The following is a 16,883-nucleotide window of genomic DNA, read 5'->3' on the forward strand; positions in this document are numbered from 1 at the left end:
CACGACTGAATATTAACTTTAGCCATTATGCTGCTTAATTTTGATTAGTTACTTACTAAATTAATTTTATTTATTTCGTTTGCTTGATAAAACAACCAAGAGGGGGAATCCCCCCCTTCTCGGACATAAAATAATCTTACAGGAATAAAGGGCGGGTAAAAGCGGGCCTAGTTGTTATATAATAAATTGATTTGATCATAAAATAGAATACTTTTGTTACATTTGCCTCAATCTTTTATCTAAAGTGGTATGTGTGAGCAATTGTATCTAACGGATGATCGTCTTCTTTTCGATAAGATCAGAGGGGGCAACGCAAAGGCGTTCGAATACGCTTTTCGCAAGTTCTCTCCCCGTTTAGAGGCATTTGCCCAGAAATACACCAACGATACAAACGAGGCGGAGGATATCGTACAGGATGTATTCTTGAAATTATGGGAAAGAAGGGAGTTGCTGGATAACATCTCGCTGACCTCTTTTCTTTTCATGATGGTAAGGAATAGTTGTCTAAACTATTTAAAACACCGTCAGATAGCCGATACGGTACAGCAACGGATACCGGATACCGAGACTGCCGAGCGATTATACGCGGCGGATTTCGTACCCGACCCTTCCTCCTTGCTGATCCAAAAGGAACTGTCCGACTCGATCGATCAGATTATGGAGGAACTGCCGCCCAAATGCAAGGAAGCGTTCGTTCTCAGCCGTCTGAACGGCTTGAAAAACCGGGAGATAGCGGAGCATATGGCTATTACGGAGAAAGTGGTGGAGAAACACATTACCCGTGCCTTGAAACGATTCCGGGATGGATTAAGGCGTTATGCCTTATTACTGGGAACGCTCCTTAGTCTTTGGAAATGGTAATACAGATTTAGTAAAACAGGAAAATGGAGAATAAACGATTCGAACATATAATTACACGGTATCTGAAAGGCAAGGCGACACCGGAGGAAGAAGCGGAGTTGCTTCAAGCCATCCATGCCTCCAAGGAATGGGAGGCCGCTTTCCGGAAGCGAACCGCCGAATGGAATCCTTTGGAAGAGACTGAAGCCGATCCGGAAACGGACCGGAAATGGAATCGGATCGCTTCTGTCATCACGCCCTCGGAATCTCAATGGCAAACCGAAGAGGCACCGGTTATTTCTTTGGTCTCAACTTCTTCCCGAAGAATATGGTTCTCGATAGCAGCGGTGGTCTTACTATTGCTTGTATCCGGAGTTACCGTCTATTTCTTGAATCAAGGCGGAAAAGCGGGAACAGGAAATGCCGAATGGCAAACGATTATAGCTGCACAAGAGGATCGTTCGATCCTTTTACCCGATGGTAGTTCCGTTTATTTGAGAGAGAATTCCGAGCTAAGCTATCCGGAGCTCTTCGCCTCTTCCGTACGAGAGGTCAAAATCAAAGGAGAAGCCTTTTTTGAGGTCACTCCCAATAGCGAGCAGCCTTTTATAGTTGATGCTTCCGGCTTATCGGTCAAGGTACTGGGAACCTCTTTCAGCGTACAGACCTCCGATCAAGGAAACGAGATCTCCGTGATCTTGGTAGAAGGAAAGGTGAGCCTGAATAACGCGCATGAGAAAGAATTGGTACAGTTGCATCCGAACCAAAAAGCCGATTATTTCGTGAATGACGAACATTATACGGTAACGGAAGTTGATAGTGAACGGCTTACCTCGTGGAGAAAAGGGATCATCTTTTATGATAACGCTTCCCTAGATGAAATCGTACGCTTGATCGAACAAACCTATAAGGTCTCACTCATGTACACACGTCCAGAAAACGATGATCAACGTTTCTCCGGCGCTTTTCTAAAGACACAAAAATTAGAAACCGTATTACAACAAACCAATAAACTCACGGGTACGAACTTGATTCTTATTCAATGAAGAGATACGCGCCACTGCTGTTAACCTTTCTTTTTCTCCCGCTGCTCTTCTCCTGCTTCGATCTGGAAGAAGACCTATACGACCAGCTGGAGAAAGAGGATTATTATACGGATTATGAATCCTTAATGGCCTCCGTACTCCGTCCTTATGAGCATGCGAAATGGGCGGAAACTAATTTCTCTTTCTGGCTGCAAGAGTTATCGGCGGATCAACTCGTGATCACCCAAAAACGAGAGCATTGGGAAGACGGGGGCGTATGGCGTATGATCCACCAGCATACATGGGATACGTACGAGAAAAACAGCGAGCAAATGTGGAACGCTTGCTACGGTGGTATCGGATATTGTAATAATACATTGGCGGATATCCAAGAGTTATCATATGATAACTTCGGACTCTGCGAGTCCGACAAGCGGCAGCATATCGCCGAGCTTACCGCTTTACGGGCTTATTTCCAACTTTTACTTCTGGATGCGTTCCGCATCCCCGCGATCTCCCTCACGACAGAGGAAGAGGTCGGTTCGGCTACCCCACAAGAAAATTTCCACTTTATAGAAGAGAGCTTATTAAACGCCATCCCCGATTTACCCAAGGCACCCTCTAAGAATTACGAGGGACGTATCACCCAAGGAGCGGCGGCCGTATTATTGATGAGGCTCTATTTTAACGCGTCTTGGTACATCAATATACCGATGTGGGAACAGACCGGAGCGTTTTGCGAACGGATTATCAACGGAGAGTTCGGCACTTACTCTCTCACCTCGGAATGGACCGATTTATGGAACGCAGGCAATCAAGATTGTCCGGAATTAATCTGGTCTTATACCCAGTCCCGGCAAGTAGGATATGACGGCTTTTACTATCAGTTTTTCATGCACTACCAAGCAGCCGAACGATTCGGTTGCGGCAAGGATTTGTCTATGCCAAACAATGGTTGCCACCTCAGTCCCTCTTACGATCCATCCGGCAAGCCCTACCCTTATACGTTAGGACGCACGTTTTCCAAATTTCCTGATACGGATCTCCGGAAGAAGAACTTCAAGGTACTCTCACAAGGCATTTACGAGGGATTATTCCTCTTCGGAGCCCAACAGATATACAATAGCGACCAGCTTCAGTATGGTGCCGAGGAATGGGGAAACTACCCCCTCATTTTCATAGATCAAGTAGCACGTTATTCCGACCATCTATCCGATACGGAAAAGAAAGCGCTCACAGATAAACAATTATCTTCCGATACGCCGTGGATCATACAAGATAAACGATTCACCTCCCTCGCATCCAATATCAAGACCGGCGAGGAGAATACAGGTATCCGTATCGTGAAATATCCGCTTTATCCATCCGGAGACGTGGGGCTGATGGCGAATAATCTGGTAGTGTTACGGCTGACAGAGGTTTATTATACGCTGGCGGAAGTTTCCTTCCGTCTGGGTAATCCAGCCAAGGCCGAGGCGATCTTGAACCAGATACGCAAACGGTACTATGCGCCGGAAGACTGGGAACAAGTACGCTATCCGGAAGATGGCTCCGTCCTTACCGCACAGGAATTATTGGACGAATGGGGACGTGAATTTCTAGCGGAGAAACGGAGACGTACCGATTTAAACCGGTTCGGCCTATTCACGACCGGTATCTGGTGGGATAAGCAACCCTCCGATAGTTATCGCCGGTTCTATCCGATACCTGCCCGGGCGATATCGGCCAACCCCTTATTGAAACGTTCGGAAGGATATATCTATTAACCGTTTAATTCACCCTATGCAAATCAAGATATACATATCATTCTTAATAACGGCTCTGTTTCTTTGCGTCCCGTATACACAGGCTCAAGAGATCGAGATTCCCATCACCTTGAATGAGCATGGAACTCAATTAAGGGATGTATTGCGGAAAATAGAGCAACAATCCCCTTATCTTTTCCTATACAACGAGAATCAGTTGGATATGAACCAGAAAATCAATGAGAAAATAACCTCATCGGATATCCGTAAAATACTAGACCGGTTATGCAGACCGATCGGGATACGCTATGAGATCATGGATGTACAGATCTTGTTGTTGCCTAAGATCGATACGGGGAAGCCCAAGCCCTATCCAGTCCCGGTTACGGGTTATGTCACGGATGAGAAAGGATCTCCCATGGAATTTGTCTCAGTAATCGATCTTCTTTCCGGGAAAGGAGGACTGACGAATGAGGAAGGTTATTTCCGCTTCTTTACGGATAAGGATTCGTGCCGGCTACAAATCTCCCATCTGGCCTATAAGCCGGAGCTAATGGAGGTAGGGCCCGATAACCGTCATTTACAGATCCAATTGGTACCGGCTGTCTTTAATTTGGACGAGGTAGTAGCGATCGGCTATGGAACCCTGGCACGCAAGGAGCTGACATCAGCCGTGGACTATGTATCCTCGGAACGATTTTTATCCGGAAAGGTTAATAATCCCATCCAAGGTATCAAAGGATTGATCGCCGGAATGAGCATATCGGGATCTTCCTTGTCCGATATAAACTCGATACCGGATATACAGATACGGGGCGCAGGTTCTATTTTGGCCGGAAACAATCCATTGGCCGTGGTAGACGGGGTACCCGGAGTATCCTTGAATAGTTTATCGCTAGCCGAAATCGCCTCCATATCGGTATTAAAAGACGGGTCTTCCGCCGCCATTTACGGTTCGAACGGGGCCAACGGAGTGATCTTGATAACAACCAAAAGAGGTAAAAGCTCGGATAAGTTGCAGGCTAATTATCAAACCTACCTAGCGGCCGCCCACGAATATAATAAACCTCGTATCCTTTCGCCCGAAGCCTTTGTAGCGACCGGGAGAGACACTAATCTAGGGTACCATACCATACGGATTGGCAAGCCGCTTTGATACGCTCCTGCCCCTTGGAACAAAATCATGATTTATCCGTTCAAAACGGATGGAAAAGCGGAGCGTTCCGTATCTCCATGAATTACAGGGACGGACAAGGGCTAGATATCGTATCCTCCCGCCGGGAGTACGCCTTACGTACCCATATCAGCCAAAACCTCCTCTCCGGCTATCTGGAGCTAACCGTATCGCTCGCTTACAAAAAACAACAGTTGCGCCTAGGTAACCATACGGCTTTCCAGCAGGCGATGCTAGCCAATCCTACCGCCCCGATCTATACCGATGAGGAAGAGACGGAGTATCTTTATCCATCCGGTTTCGAACGAGATAATCCCGTAGCCTCACTAAAAGAGGAAAACCGCCAACAAGAGAACCAGTTTATGACCGGCTCGCTAACCGCACGGATCAACTGGAGCAAAGCCTTTTATTCCACCATCATGCTTGCCGAAAACCGGGAAGAGATCGAGGAAAATGTTTATTGGACCTCAAGGGCCAAAGAATCCGTAGACAATAATCGGAAAGGGCGAGCGGATCGCACCTCTTCCAAATATGTAAACCGGACGCTAGACTGGACGAATCATTACGATAATACGTGGGACCAGCACACGGTCAAAGCGATGATAGGCTATTCATTCCAACGTTGGGATCATTCGGGAATGAACGCCGGAAACGCCGACTTCCCTACCGACTTCTTCACATGGAACAACATAGGCACCGGTTCTTACCTTACCGATGGAAAAGCAACCTTAAGCTCGTTCAAGAATTCCAGCAAGTTGATCAGTGTCTTTGCCCGGTTTAATTATTCTTATCGGGACTTATTGATGCTTTCCGCCTCGTTTCGCAGGGAAGGTTCCAGTAAATTCGGGGCGAATCATAAATGGGGCAACTTCCCTGCCCTTTCGGGCGGTATACGCTTGAGCGAGTTACCCGCCTTCCAAGCGGAATGGTTGGACGATCTTAAATTCAGGGTTGGTTACGGGGTATCGGGCCGCCATAATTTCTCCCCTTACCAATCGCTAGAGACATACGCCGGAGCGGGTAAAGTCATGGTAAACGGTAAATGGATTCAAGTATTCGGGCCTAGCAATAACCCCAACCCGGATTTACGCTGGGAAAAAAGCCTGCATACCAACATAGGCGCCGAGGCGATCTTACTTAACTCCCGCCTCATGCTCTCCTTGAATCTATTCAAACGCACGACTAAAGATCTCCTGTTTGTCTACAATGCGATCAAGCCTCCCATGATCCATGATAATATCACGACAAACGTAGGCACCATCGACTCCAAGGGGTTGGAATGGGAAATGAACTGGCTACCCGTGCGTACCAAAAACTTTCAATATTCGACAAGCCTCACGGGTAGCCTATTGAGCAGTACGCTGAAAAGTCTTTCCAACAATCAGTTCAAACTAGGCTATACCTATCTGTATGATCTTCCCACCCCCGGATTACCTGGCCCGGCTATCCGCTTGGAGGAAGGAAAGCCGATCGGTTCCTTTTTCGGTTGGCGCTATGCCGGAACCGACGCCGAGGGTAATATCTTGGTATGGAGCAAAGACGGGAGAAAGATCCCGACTACGGAACGAACCGAGGAAGACAAGGCTTTTATCGGAAATGGCGTACCGAGAGTACAACTCTCTTTCAACCATACGTTTACTTGGAAGAATTTCGATTTACGATTGTTTTTCACCTCTTGGCTGGGATACGATCTGTTGAATCTGAAGCAAATGTACTACGGACTACAAAACGTACCGGTTATCAATCTTTTAGAAGACGCTTATACCCGTAACGATGCCATTAAAGGAGACAAGATCTATTGCGATTACTTTCTGGAGAACGGTAATTTCTTGAAATTAGAGGAATTGACCTTGGGATATAAAATCCCTCTCCCAGACAATAAATGGATTCAATCGCTACGTTCTTATTTCTCGGTAAACAATGTATTTACGCTTACCGGATACACCGGAGGCGATCCCGCCAATATCAACGTGAATGGCGTAGAACCCAGCATCGAGACCACTTCCATCTATCCTGTAGTCCGTACCTTCACGCTGGGATTATCCGTCCAATTCTAAAGACATCCACTGCAAGCCGGGTTGCAGTACTACCGCAATGCGGATGCAGTAAGACTGCAACGCCCATGCAGCGGCACTGCAATGCGGGTTGCAGTAACACAACCCGCAAGGCTGTATCCGGGAAACCTGTAGTCAATACTTATTTTTGTACGAAAAGCAAGCGCGAAAGGAACAACCAAATCAGTTAATCCCTAACTTTGTGAGCCTAAACAGTAAATAATATGGTACAGAGATTCGATTATTTAGTGATAGGCTCGGGAATCGCCGGTATGAGTTTCGCGCTGAAAGTAGCCAATGAAGGCAAGAGCGTAGCACTTATCTGTAAAGCCGGACAAGAAGAAGCCAACACATATTTCGCACAAGGAGGTATCGCTTCCGTAACCAACTTGAAAGTAGATAATTTCGAGAAGCACATAGAAGACACGATGATCGCCGGCGACTGGATCAGTGACCGGGCAGCCGTGGAGAAAGTCGTGCGTGAGGCTCCCGCCCAGATCGAGGCGCTTATCCGATGGGGAGTTAATTTCGATAAAAAAGAAAGCGGAGAATTCGACCTGCATAAAGAAGGAGGACACTCCGAGTTTCGTATCCTGCACCATGCCGACAATACGGGAGCCGAGATACAGACGAGCCTGATAGAAACGGTAAACAACCATCCCAACATCGCCGTATTCACGAATCATTATGCGGTAGAGATTATCACCCAGCATCATATGGGTATTATCGTCACCCGCCATACCCCCGGCATCAAATGTTTCGGTGCCTATGTATTAAACGAGGAAACGGGAGAGGTACATACTTTCTTGTCGAAGATAACCGTTATGGCAACCGGAGGCTGTGAGGCTGTCTACCGGAATACGACAAACCCGCTGGTAGCTACCGGAGACGGTATCGCCATGGTCTACCGTGCGAAAGGCTCCGTAAAAGATATGGAGTTCATACAATTCCACCCAACCGCCTTGTTCCATCCAGGCGATCGTCCCTCCTTCCTTATCACGGAAGCGATGAGAGGGTATGGGGCCGTCTTGAGGAACCAGAGTGGCGAGGAATTCATGCAGAAATACGATCCCCGCCTTTCGCTGGCTCCTCGTGATATCGTAGCCCGTGCGATCGATAACGAGATGAAGCAACGGGGTGAAGACCATGTCTATTTGGACGTGACGCACAAAGATCCGGAAGAGACAAAGAAACATTTCCCCAATATCTATAAAAAATGCCTCAGCTTAGGGATCGATATCACGAAAGATTACATCCCGGTAGCCCCTGCCGCCCATTATTTATGCGGAGGTATCAAGGTAGACTTAAACGGGCAATCCAGCATCCGCCGGCTATACGCGATCGGAGAATGTTCTTGCACCGGCTTGCACGGTGGTAACCGATTGGCATCAAACTCATTGATCGAGGCAGTTGTATATGCCGACGCCGCGGCGAAACACTCATTAAGCGTCATGGATCGCTATGAGTTCAACCAGGATGTACCGGAATGGAACGATGAGGGAACGATCACCAATGAAGAGCGTGTATTGATCACCCAAAGCATGAAAGAGGTAAACCAAATCATGGAGGCGTATGTAGGTATCGTTCGTAGTAACACACGTTTGATCCGTGCATGGAACCGTCTGGATATTTTATATGAGGAGACAGAGAGCCTGTTCAAGCGTTGCAAGGCATCCCGGGAATTATGCGAGTTGCGTAATATGATCAATGTAGGTTATTTGATCACTCGTCAAGCGATGGAGCGGAAAGAGAGCCGGGGATTACATTATACGATTGATTATCCACCGGTTAAATAATGAGAATTGAGAATTGAGAATTACTAGCTATGTTAATTCCCAATTCTCAACTTTTAATTATCAATAGTTCTGTTTCATCGGTTCAAAGTAAGCTTGCGGATGAGCGCATGCCGGACAAGTAACCGGAGCCTTCTTACCCTCGAATACGAAACCACAGTTACGGCATTGCCAGAAGATAGCCTCATCTTTCTCGAATACTTTACCTTCCTCTACGTTAGCCAACAATTTACGATAACGCTTCTCGTGTTCAGCCTCTACCTTCGCGATCATCTTAAAAGCTACAGCGATAGCGGGAAAACCTTCTTCCTCTGCGATCTTAGCGAACTCAGGATACAATTCAACCCACTCCTCATTCTCACCAGCTGCTGCTGCGGCCAAGTTCTCAGCGGTTGTTCCGATTACGCCTGCGGGATAAGAAGCGGTAATCTCAACCATTCCACCTTCCAAGAACTTGAAGAAACGTTTAGCGTGTTCCTTCTCTTGCTCGGCTGTTTCCATGAAAACCCCAGCGATTTGCTCGTAACCTTCTTTTTTAGCTACGCTAGCGAAAAATGTGTAACGACTTCTTGCCTGAGATTCTCCGGCAAATGATTTCAACAAATTCTGCTCGGTACGTGTACCTTTAATACTTTTTTCCATACTGCTAATTTTATGTAGTAAATTAATGAGTCTGTTTTATATATCGTTTTTCTTATGACTGATCAAAAGTAAGAATTTGTTTCTAGACATCGATTACGCAAACATTAAATAATATCTATCTCTCAATAGACATCACTTATTTATCAAGGAACAACTTCTTCACTTTTTTATCATGAAACAACAAATCCTCCTAAATTGTTTACCCAAAACCGGAATGGGTCTTTATATTTTTTGCATATTCTTTATTTTATTAACTTTGCATCCTCAAATCAACAGGCAAAAGAAAAATGAAGAACAAATTTGATTTTCAGCCCAAACTCTTTACGGCGCTGAAAAATTATTCCAAAGAGAGGTTCATGACGGATCTCATGGCGGGTATAATTGTCGGCATAGTTGCCTTGCCACTCGCCATCGCTTTTGGTATCGCTTCCGGGGTAAGTCCGGAGAAAGGACTGATTACAGCCATTATCGGGGGATTCATCGTTTCCCTGCTGGGAGGTTGTAACGTACAAATCGGCGGACCTACGGGAGCGTTTATCGTAATCGTCTACGGCATTATCCAGAATTTCGGTATCGAGGGACTGGCAATCGCTACGGTCATAGCGGGAATCATTCTCGTATTGATGGGAGCTTTGAAACTGGGGACGGTCATTAAGTTCATCCCCTATCCGATCGTAGTAGGTTTTACGAGCGGTATCGCTGTCACGATCTTCACGACACAGATGAAAGACTTATTCGGATTGACAATGGATAAGGTTCCGGCAGATTTCATATCGAAATGGATCGCTTATTTCGGAGCGTTCGACACGGTGAACCCTTGGGCATTCGTCATCGGTATCATTAGTATCCTGATCATTACGTTAAGCCCGAGACTAACGAAAAAAATTCCGGGTTCCTTGATCGCTATCGTCATCATGACGATCGTTGTTTACATCATGCGTAATCATTTGGGTATTATAGGCATCGAGACAATTGGAGACCGATTCACGATTAACGCTTCTTTACCAGCCCCAGCTCCGATCACGTTCAATATGGAAACTATCAACTTATTGCTTCCCTCCGCCTTTACGATTGCTATCCTTGGGGCTATCGAGTCTTTATTATCCGCTACGGTAGCGGATGGTGTGACAGGCGACAAGCATAATTCGAATACGGAACTAATCGCCCAAGGCGCAGCGAATATCATCGTTCCTATTTTTGGTGGTATTCCCGTGACCGGCGCCATCGCCCGCACAATGACCAATATAAATAATGGTGGACGAACCCCGGTTGCCGGTATTATTCACGCCATCGTATTATTATTGATCTTGCTTTTCCTCGGGCCGCTTACCAAGCACATTCCAATGGCTTGTCTGGCTGGCGTATTGATCATCGTATCTTATAATATGAGTGAGTGGCGTACGTTCCGTTCCTTGATGAAAAACCCGAAAAGCGATGTATCCGTTTTATTGGTGACTTTCTTCCTGACGGTTATCTTTGATCTTACGATCGCTATCGAGATCGGCCTTCTGATCGCCATGTTATTCTTTATGCGCCGTGTAGCCGAGACCACGCATGTATCTGTTACCACGGATGAAATCGATCTTTCCGACGAGGGCGAGATTCATCATGACGAGGAAGTCCTCTCCCTGCCTAAAGGCGTAGAGGTGTACGAGATCGACGGCCCGTTCTTTTTCGGCGTGGCGAATAAATTCGATGGTATCATGAAAAGTATGGGAGATAAACCGAAAGTCCGCATCATCCGTATGCGTAAGGTTTCGTTCATAGATTCCACCGGTCTGCATAACTTGGAAAGTCTTTTCCGTCTTTCCGAGGCAGAGCATATCCATATGATCCTTTCGGGTGTCAATGAACATGTACACCGTGTATTGACAAAATCCGGATTCGACAAGAAGATCGGCGCGGAAAATATTTGCAGTAATATCAATGAGGCGGTAGAGAAAGCGAAAGCTGCCGTACAAGTCTAAGATACCATCAGATTTGTAGAGACGGGGCACGCCCCGTCTCTACAAATAGGTATTTATTCTGGCAAATAGAGCATATCATCCGGTAAAACGGATTCTTTGATTGTCCGGCTGGAAACTCCAACCTCCAAGGCCTCGCCCATATAATCCTCGAAATACAAAACACGTAATTCGTGGAAACCAGCGTCTAACGCTACCTTTCCTTTCGCTATACGAGCGTTATGAGAGCCATCATTATCAACAATAGCTTTACCGTCTATAAACAGTTTGGAACCATCATCCGAATACGTATAAAAGCGATATACACCTTTTTCAGGGATATTTATCAACGTACGGAACTCATAAGCGAAATGATCCTTGCCCGGAGCCTCCTGAATGGAGATATTTTTCATCGTACCCTCTTTCACTTTTGTCCCGGAAGCGATCTGATCCGTATGTTTAAATTTACCTTCATAATAGGTATAAGCTACCCCGTGCTTTTTAGGTTTTACCGTTTTGGCGGGTAAGAATTCCATCGTTTCCTCATCCTTAGAGGTCAGGCCAGACGGATAATAATACGTATATTCCTTTCCGGACGGGGTACGGATCCATGAATCAAACTCAAACTTGCCCTCACGCAACTCAATGATACGGCCACCCCGCTCGAAATCTCCATAAGCGTCCCATCCGGATACACGCCCGAAAGCTAGCCCCACGTTATATAACATTCCTATATAATCGTTATCATGATCGTGCCCGGCAAAAGTAGCCATCACATCCTTCATTTCCACCAAGGAAGCGAAGAAGCCCGTGTTGATCTTGGGAGAGGCGATTCCCTCTTCTTTCTGTCCTAATGTAGTCTCCGCCCCAACGATCTCATTATATTCCAGCAGAGGAATATGAAAAAAGGCCAAGGCTGGCAACGGTTTGCCGTCATTTTCCTTGGTATAGCGCGTACTTTGCTCACGATACCAATGGATCTGGTCGAAATGAATCCAATCATACGTGCCGTAATCTTTTAGCGTAGGATAATCGTTGGAGTCGATACAATACAATAAGGCCACCGGTTTCTTTCCGTCCGAACTGTAGACCGGTACCACATAGTTTCCGGCTCCATGGATATCACCCGGTCCCTTCTCGCCCATAAAATAAGGTGATTTACTAAGCATGGCATAAATCTCGTCCTTGGGGACGATCTCCGCGTCGTGATTTCCCATCATGACCGTAAACGGTATCTTGGCCTCCTCAAAGATCCCGATCACTGACTTCCATCCTTCCAAACCGGGGCTTGCTGTCACCACGTCGCCCGTCAGCATTGCCACATCCGGATTCTCCGCCTTTAATACGGATTGTATCGTAGCGACTGTCTTAGCGCATTTAGATGATTTCTGATCCCAATGAATGTCTGTAAATTGGACGATCTTGAATTTCCCATCCTTGAAAGCAAGCTGTTTTTGTGCGAATAAGCTCATCGGGGCGCAAAAGCACAACAAGGCTATCGCTAATAAAAAAGTCTTTTTCATGTTCTTCGATTTTGTAATTGGGGGCTAAGTTATAAAAAAAAGAGAGCGATGTATAAAAACAGGCTCTCTTCCTTATGTTAAATGCCACAATGAAACCCTTGCTGTCAAACAAAAGCTATATACATATCCGCAAGCCGGGTTTTCCTGTCAAAATGCGGGATCTCTTTTACTATTTTCTCACAATCCTCAAGGCTCATTCCTCCTTTAGGTTCCCCCCAGTACCAAAGTTTAGGGGTATTCTGTTTTTTACTTGTTGACTCCATAATTCTCGTTGTTTTTATCGTAAGACAGGAAACGCTCAAATACCCCTATCCTCAAAATATATAAAAGATTAAAATAATGTGAATTTATATCCAACCGACAACCCCAATTTCAAATCCCGGTCATTGACACAATTCTGGAAATAGTTCACTCCCACATAAAATTTTTTTACCTCTATACCGGCCGCCGCCGTAGCTCCCAGATTCCAATATTCACCACTACCGGTGTAAGCACCCGCATTTAATCGGAGATTCACTTTATCGCTCAACGGAATATGAAAAGAAGCATACACGGGTACAAAAAAATCAATATTCCAATCATCTCCATATGAAAACGAATTCCCTGCGGTATGCAGCAACAATCCCGTTTGTATAGAAAACAACCGTGATTGTGGAAAGTTTATATACGCCCCCGTCTGAAGCCCCCATCCATCTCCTCCTAGTATTCCGGTACGAGCTTCTATATCAGCGGCCTGCGATCGACCAAAAGATAAAAGCAATATTAACAGAACAAACAACTTCTTCATTACTTACAAGGTATTAATATTAATATTTAGATTGAATAAAAGTTCGACATATCATGATATAGAACTCCCATTCAATCTAAATATTGCTTCTATATCATTATTCGGCTCCAAGTTAGTGTATTCCGAATATAGCATCTTTTATGACGATCGAATCTTCCGAATTCTCTATATTATATAGGATGCCTTCCATCTTCCCTTCAATATAAGGGGTACCACTTCCCTCATGAAAACGAATACTATCCACTTGTATCCGAAATGAAGATTTCAGTGGATGATACACTATTTTAGCGTCATCTTTCGTGATCCTAACAGTAGATTCTATCTCTTCATTCAATAATTTACCCTTATCGATCAGATATTCTCCTTCTCTCAATGGAATCAATGAGATCCTCAGCATAGGATAAGGATAGTCAGAGATATGCACTCCTAATGGTATCTCCCAATAGAAACCGCTTAAATCGGTATTTACCTCCTGCCAAAAATTTCCATGATCAATGAAAGAATGAGAGTTCGACTGATTAGCTATAGAAATATCTTGACTATTCACCTTTCCTTCAAAGTACCCCAAATAGTAAGGAGTTTCTTCAAAAGAAGTATCCTCATCCTTGTCACAAGAAACGAATGAGAATAGTAAAAGAATGAATAAAGAAAAGATGAAACCTGCCATCATTCCTTTTTTAGCTTCATCCCAGTAAAGCATAGAGATATTCCGTTTTTCAGTTGTTGATTCCATAATGACTATTGTTTTCTTATAAGACAGGAAACCATCAAATACCCCTATCCTCAAAATATATAAAAGATTAAAATAATGTGAATTTATATCCAACCGACAAACCTAATTTCAAATCCCGGTCATTGACGCAATTCTGGAAATAGTTCACTCCCACATAAAATCTTTTTACCTCTATACCGGCCTCCGCCGTAGCTCCCAGATTCCAATATTCACCGGTACCGGTGTAAACACCCGCATTTAATCGGAGATTCACTTTATCGCTCAACGGAATATGAAAAGAAGCATACACGGGTACAAAAAAATCAATATTCCAATCATCTCCATATGAAAACGAATTCCCCGCGGTATGCAGCAACAATCCTGTTTGTATAGAAAGCAACTGTGATTGTGGAAAGTTTATATATGCCCCGGTTTGAAGTCCCCATCCATCTCCTCCTAATATACCAGTACGAGCCTCTATATCAGTTGCCTGCGATCGGCCAAAAGATAAAAGCAATATCAACAGAACAAACAACTTCTTCATTACTTACAAGGTATTAAAATTAATATTTAGATTGAATAAAAGTTCGACATATCATGATATAGAACTCCCATTCAATCTAAATATTAATTTAATCCTAATTTTCAGAATACTATCTTATCTCACAAGATATAGAAAACCTTCATATTCTGGAATAGAAATTAGTTTACCATTAAACGTACCTTCAAAAGGATCAAACAGATAAAAGGGAGTCTTAACCAACACCAAAGTATCTATCTTACTTTTTGCCTCGATATATAAGGAATCAACGCCACTATAAAGAGCAGATATGCTACTTACGAAATAAACACCCTCTCGTTCATCCACTGACACATCATAAAATTGGCGCATCATACCGTTATCTCTATATTTAATAACGACCTTATCTTCTTTTGATGTCAAGACAGAAGAACTATCGCTATTCATCAAAACAAAACTAAAAACCGTCGGAGGAGGCCAATCCTCACGCTTTGTACAAGATAGAAATAAGTGTACAAAAACCAATAACCAAAGTAAATTTCTTTTTTTCATCATTTTGGATAAATACTTATAATCATTCTATGAAAAAAATTAGTAGTATAATCAAATATAAGTTTTCCATCTTCAATATAAGACCAATTATCCAGTTGATAATAGCCATTATACTTCTCGCTATTTCCAAAATTCATATGTAGCATTGAATAAGAATACATAGTGCTATTATATATTTGTATGCCATCACATACCCAAGCATGTCCACTTCCACTAACTTGATTAACTCCACTCAGAATTACAGGTCTTCCCGAGAATATTTCACTTTTTACTTTGGCATAGTTATATTTTTCTCTAGAGGCATTATAACCATATCCTCTTAGCACATTATCCAAAACCGTATTTCTTGCAGATGATCCATTCGGAGTATAATCCATATTCAAATGATCTTTATTTCCTAATTCTGCTAAAAAACGAGCAGTAACACCTGTAGCATTATTAAAGCTCATCGCCGCCCAATTATAGCTCTTTGGATATTCCCAGAATCTCATTATTTGACCTATGGCAACAGCAGTACATCCCACAGGACAATTTGTTGGGCAATATTTGTTATAATTATTTCTTTGATTCCATGAAGTTTTTAAATACGGCCCTTTTACAATTTGCGAGGTATGATCTGGATCGTCACAATTGACCATTTTTAGTGGTTTTTCTGGACACTCAGCTGAATTCCACATACTTGTAATCATAGGATCGGGTTGAAAATTTTGATTTCTACATCGAGTAATATGTTCAGACACCCATTCTAACCAAAGAGTTACCACTTCCGGAGCATTATCCAGAGAAAACTCCCCTTCATCAGAAAAACCAAGGATAGGATAAACTCTCTTGTCTGCAGATATAATACTAAAACCTTTACTTTCGTAGTTCACAATATACAACGTAGGTAAACTACGTTCCTTTCCATAAGAAACAATATTTTTAATTTCTTTTTCTTGATGAATAGATTTTGTTGATATAAGTGTATATCTATTTAATCTTTGAGCTATTCCTACAACAAGGTTTGAATCCACACTAAAAAATTTTTCCGGCAAATTATCTGACTGGATATTTTTTATAGTTTCATTTTCAATATTTGATTGACAACCCAAAAAGAAAAGGATGATAAAAAAAGTAATTAGTAGATTTATTTTCATTTTGTTTTTATTTAATTATTAACAAATTCTCCATATATGTTATTATATCCATCTGTAATTTGTACCATACCCATACCTTGATAGTCTAAAGGTACAATCAAAAAAGTAATATCTCTCGTTTGTACCTTTTCATTATAGATCACTTCTCCCGTAGAACTAGTGACAATAACACATACATCACCAAGATCCTCGTGAAAGTTTACTATCAGTTCTCTATTAGCCTCCTCAATCGATGCATCCATTGGCAAACCTATTGGAATGGATTTTTTCTTATGTTCCCATTTACCATGTAGATCTATAGGCTTACCCCAGCATGGCATAGCCCATAATAAAGCTATTGCCGCTAATAACAATTTAAGCTGTCTCATTTCGTTTTTATTTTTTCAACGTAAAGATCAAGCCTATAGAAGAAACAAGCAAATATAACGCTAAATAAT

16 protein-coding genes are annotated in these 16,883 nt (G+C 43.5%); 7 read left to right on the forward strand and 9 right to left on the reverse strand.

Going from position 1 to position 16,883, the window contains the following annotated elements; all coding sequences use genetic code 11:
- Positions 1-249 precede the first annotated feature (249 nt).
- From E5342_RS10750 to nadB, 6 genes are all read left to right on the forward strand, one after another.
- A complete protein-coding gene (locus tag E5342_RS10750; RefSeq protein ID WP_008773174.1) occupies positions 250-861 on the forward strand; it encodes an RNA polymerase sigma-70 factor in 612 nt (203 codons plus the stop codon).
- Between the two features lie 23 nt (positions 862-884).
- A complete protein-coding gene (locus tag E5342_RS10755) occupies positions 885-1,886 on the forward strand; it encodes a FecR family protein (protein ID WP_135959361.1) in 1,002 nt (333 codons plus the stop codon).
- On the forward strand, positions 1,883-3,631 hold the full coding sequence (locus tag E5342_RS10760) for a RagB/SusD family nutrient uptake outer membrane protein (RefSeq protein WP_135959362.1): 1,749 nt from the start codon (positions 1,883-1,885) through the stop codon (positions 3,629-3,631). The genes E5342_RS10755 and E5342_RS10760 overlap by 4 nt, the downstream gene beginning before the upstream one ends.
- A gap of 16 nt (positions 3,632-3,647) precedes the next feature.
- Entirely contained in the window at positions 3,648-4,766 is a 1,119-nt protein-coding gene (locus tag E5342_RS19720; RefSeq protein WP_246867096.1) for a TonB-dependent receptor plug domain-containing protein, read from the forward strand.
- A 14-nt stretch (positions 4,767-4,780) separates the two neighbouring features.
- Complete coding sequence (locus tag E5342_RS10765; RefSeq protein ID WP_246867097.1) at positions 4,781-6,841, forward strand: TonB-dependent receptor domain-containing protein; 2,061 nt, start codon at positions 4,781-4,783, stop codon at positions 6,839-6,841.
- 221 nt (positions 6,842-7,062) lie between these two features.
- On the forward strand, positions 7,063-8,634 hold the full coding sequence (gene nadB, locus E5342_RS10770) for an L-aspartate oxidase (RefSeq protein WP_121737108.1): 1,572 nt from the start codon (positions 7,063-7,065) through the stop codon (positions 8,632-8,634).
- A 60-nt stretch (positions 8,635-8,694) separates the two neighbouring features.
- Here the strand turns inward: nadB and rbr are convergent, their stop codons facing one another.
- Positions 8,695-9,273: a rubrerythrin gene (gene rbr, locus E5342_RS10775; protein WP_121737109.1), complete on the reverse strand. Its 579-nt coding sequence runs from the start codon at positions 9,271-9,273 to the stop codon at positions 8,695-8,697.
- A gap of 287 nt (positions 9,274-9,560) precedes the next feature.
- On the opposite strand from rbr, the gene E5342_RS10780 reads away from it, so the two are divergent.
- Entirely contained in the window at positions 9,561-11,240 is a 1,680-nt protein-coding gene (locus E5342_RS10780; protein ID WP_121737110.1) for a SulP family inorganic anion transporter, read from the forward strand.
- Positions 11,241-11,293: 53 nt separating this feature from the next.
- On the opposite strand, the gene E5342_RS10785 is transcribed toward E5342_RS10780, so the two are convergent.
- From E5342_RS10785 to E5342_RS10815, 8 genes are all read right to left on the reverse strand, one after another.
- A complete protein-coding gene (locus E5342_RS10785) occupies positions 11,294-12,739 on the reverse strand; it encodes a PA14 domain-containing protein (RefSeq protein WP_121737111.1) in 1,446 nt (481 codons plus the stop codon).
- A gap of 104 nt (positions 12,740-12,843) precedes the next feature.
- Entirely contained in the window at positions 12,844-13,002 is a 159-nt protein-coding gene (locus E5342_RS19360; protein ID WP_005860331.1) for a hypothetical protein, read from the reverse strand.
- 68 nt (positions 13,003-13,070) lie between these two features.
- A complete protein-coding gene (locus E5342_RS10790) occupies positions 13,071-13,526 on the reverse strand; it encodes a hypothetical protein (RefSeq protein ID WP_135959363.1) in 456 nt (151 codons plus the stop codon).
- Positions 13,527-13,638: 112 nt separating this feature from the next.
- Positions 13,639-14,226 (reverse strand): DUF5025 domain-containing protein, encoded by a 588-nt coding sequence (locus E5342_RS10795; protein ID WP_005860336.1) that lies wholly within the window; start codon positions 14,224-14,226, stop codon positions 13,639-13,641.
- A gap of 100 nt (positions 14,227-14,326) precedes the next feature.
- Positions 14,327-14,782 (reverse strand): hypothetical protein, encoded by a 456-nt coding sequence (locus E5342_RS10800; protein WP_121737113.1) that lies wholly within the window; start codon positions 14,780-14,782, stop codon positions 14,327-14,329.
- Positions 14,783-14,896: 114 nt separating this feature from the next.
- The gene (locus E5342_RS10805; RefSeq protein ID WP_036616417.1) at positions 14,897-15,313 is read right to left on the reverse strand and encodes a hypothetical protein; all 417 of its coding nucleotides are present in this window, start codon (positions 15,311-15,313) and stop codon (positions 14,897-14,899) included.
- Positions 15,310-16,446, reverse strand: coding sequence for a C10 family peptidase (locus tag E5342_RS10810; RefSeq protein ID WP_135959364.1), 1,137 nt, complete (start codon positions 16,444-16,446; stop codon positions 15,310-15,312). Before E5342_RS10810 ends, E5342_RS10805 begins: the two co-directional genes overlap by 4 nt.
- 11 nt (positions 16,447-16,457) lie before the next feature.
- Complete coding sequence (locus E5342_RS10815; RefSeq protein ID WP_135959365.1) at positions 16,458-16,814, reverse strand: DUF3244 domain-containing protein; 357 nt, start codon at positions 16,812-16,814, stop codon at positions 16,458-16,460.
- Positions 16,815-16,883 lie beyond the last annotated feature (69 nt).

Source organism: Parabacteroides distasonis, assembly GCF_004793765.1.
Taxonomy (GTDB): domain Bacteria; phylum Bacteroidota; class Bacteroidia; order Bacteroidales; family Tannerellaceae; genus Parabacteroides; species Parabacteroides distasonis_A.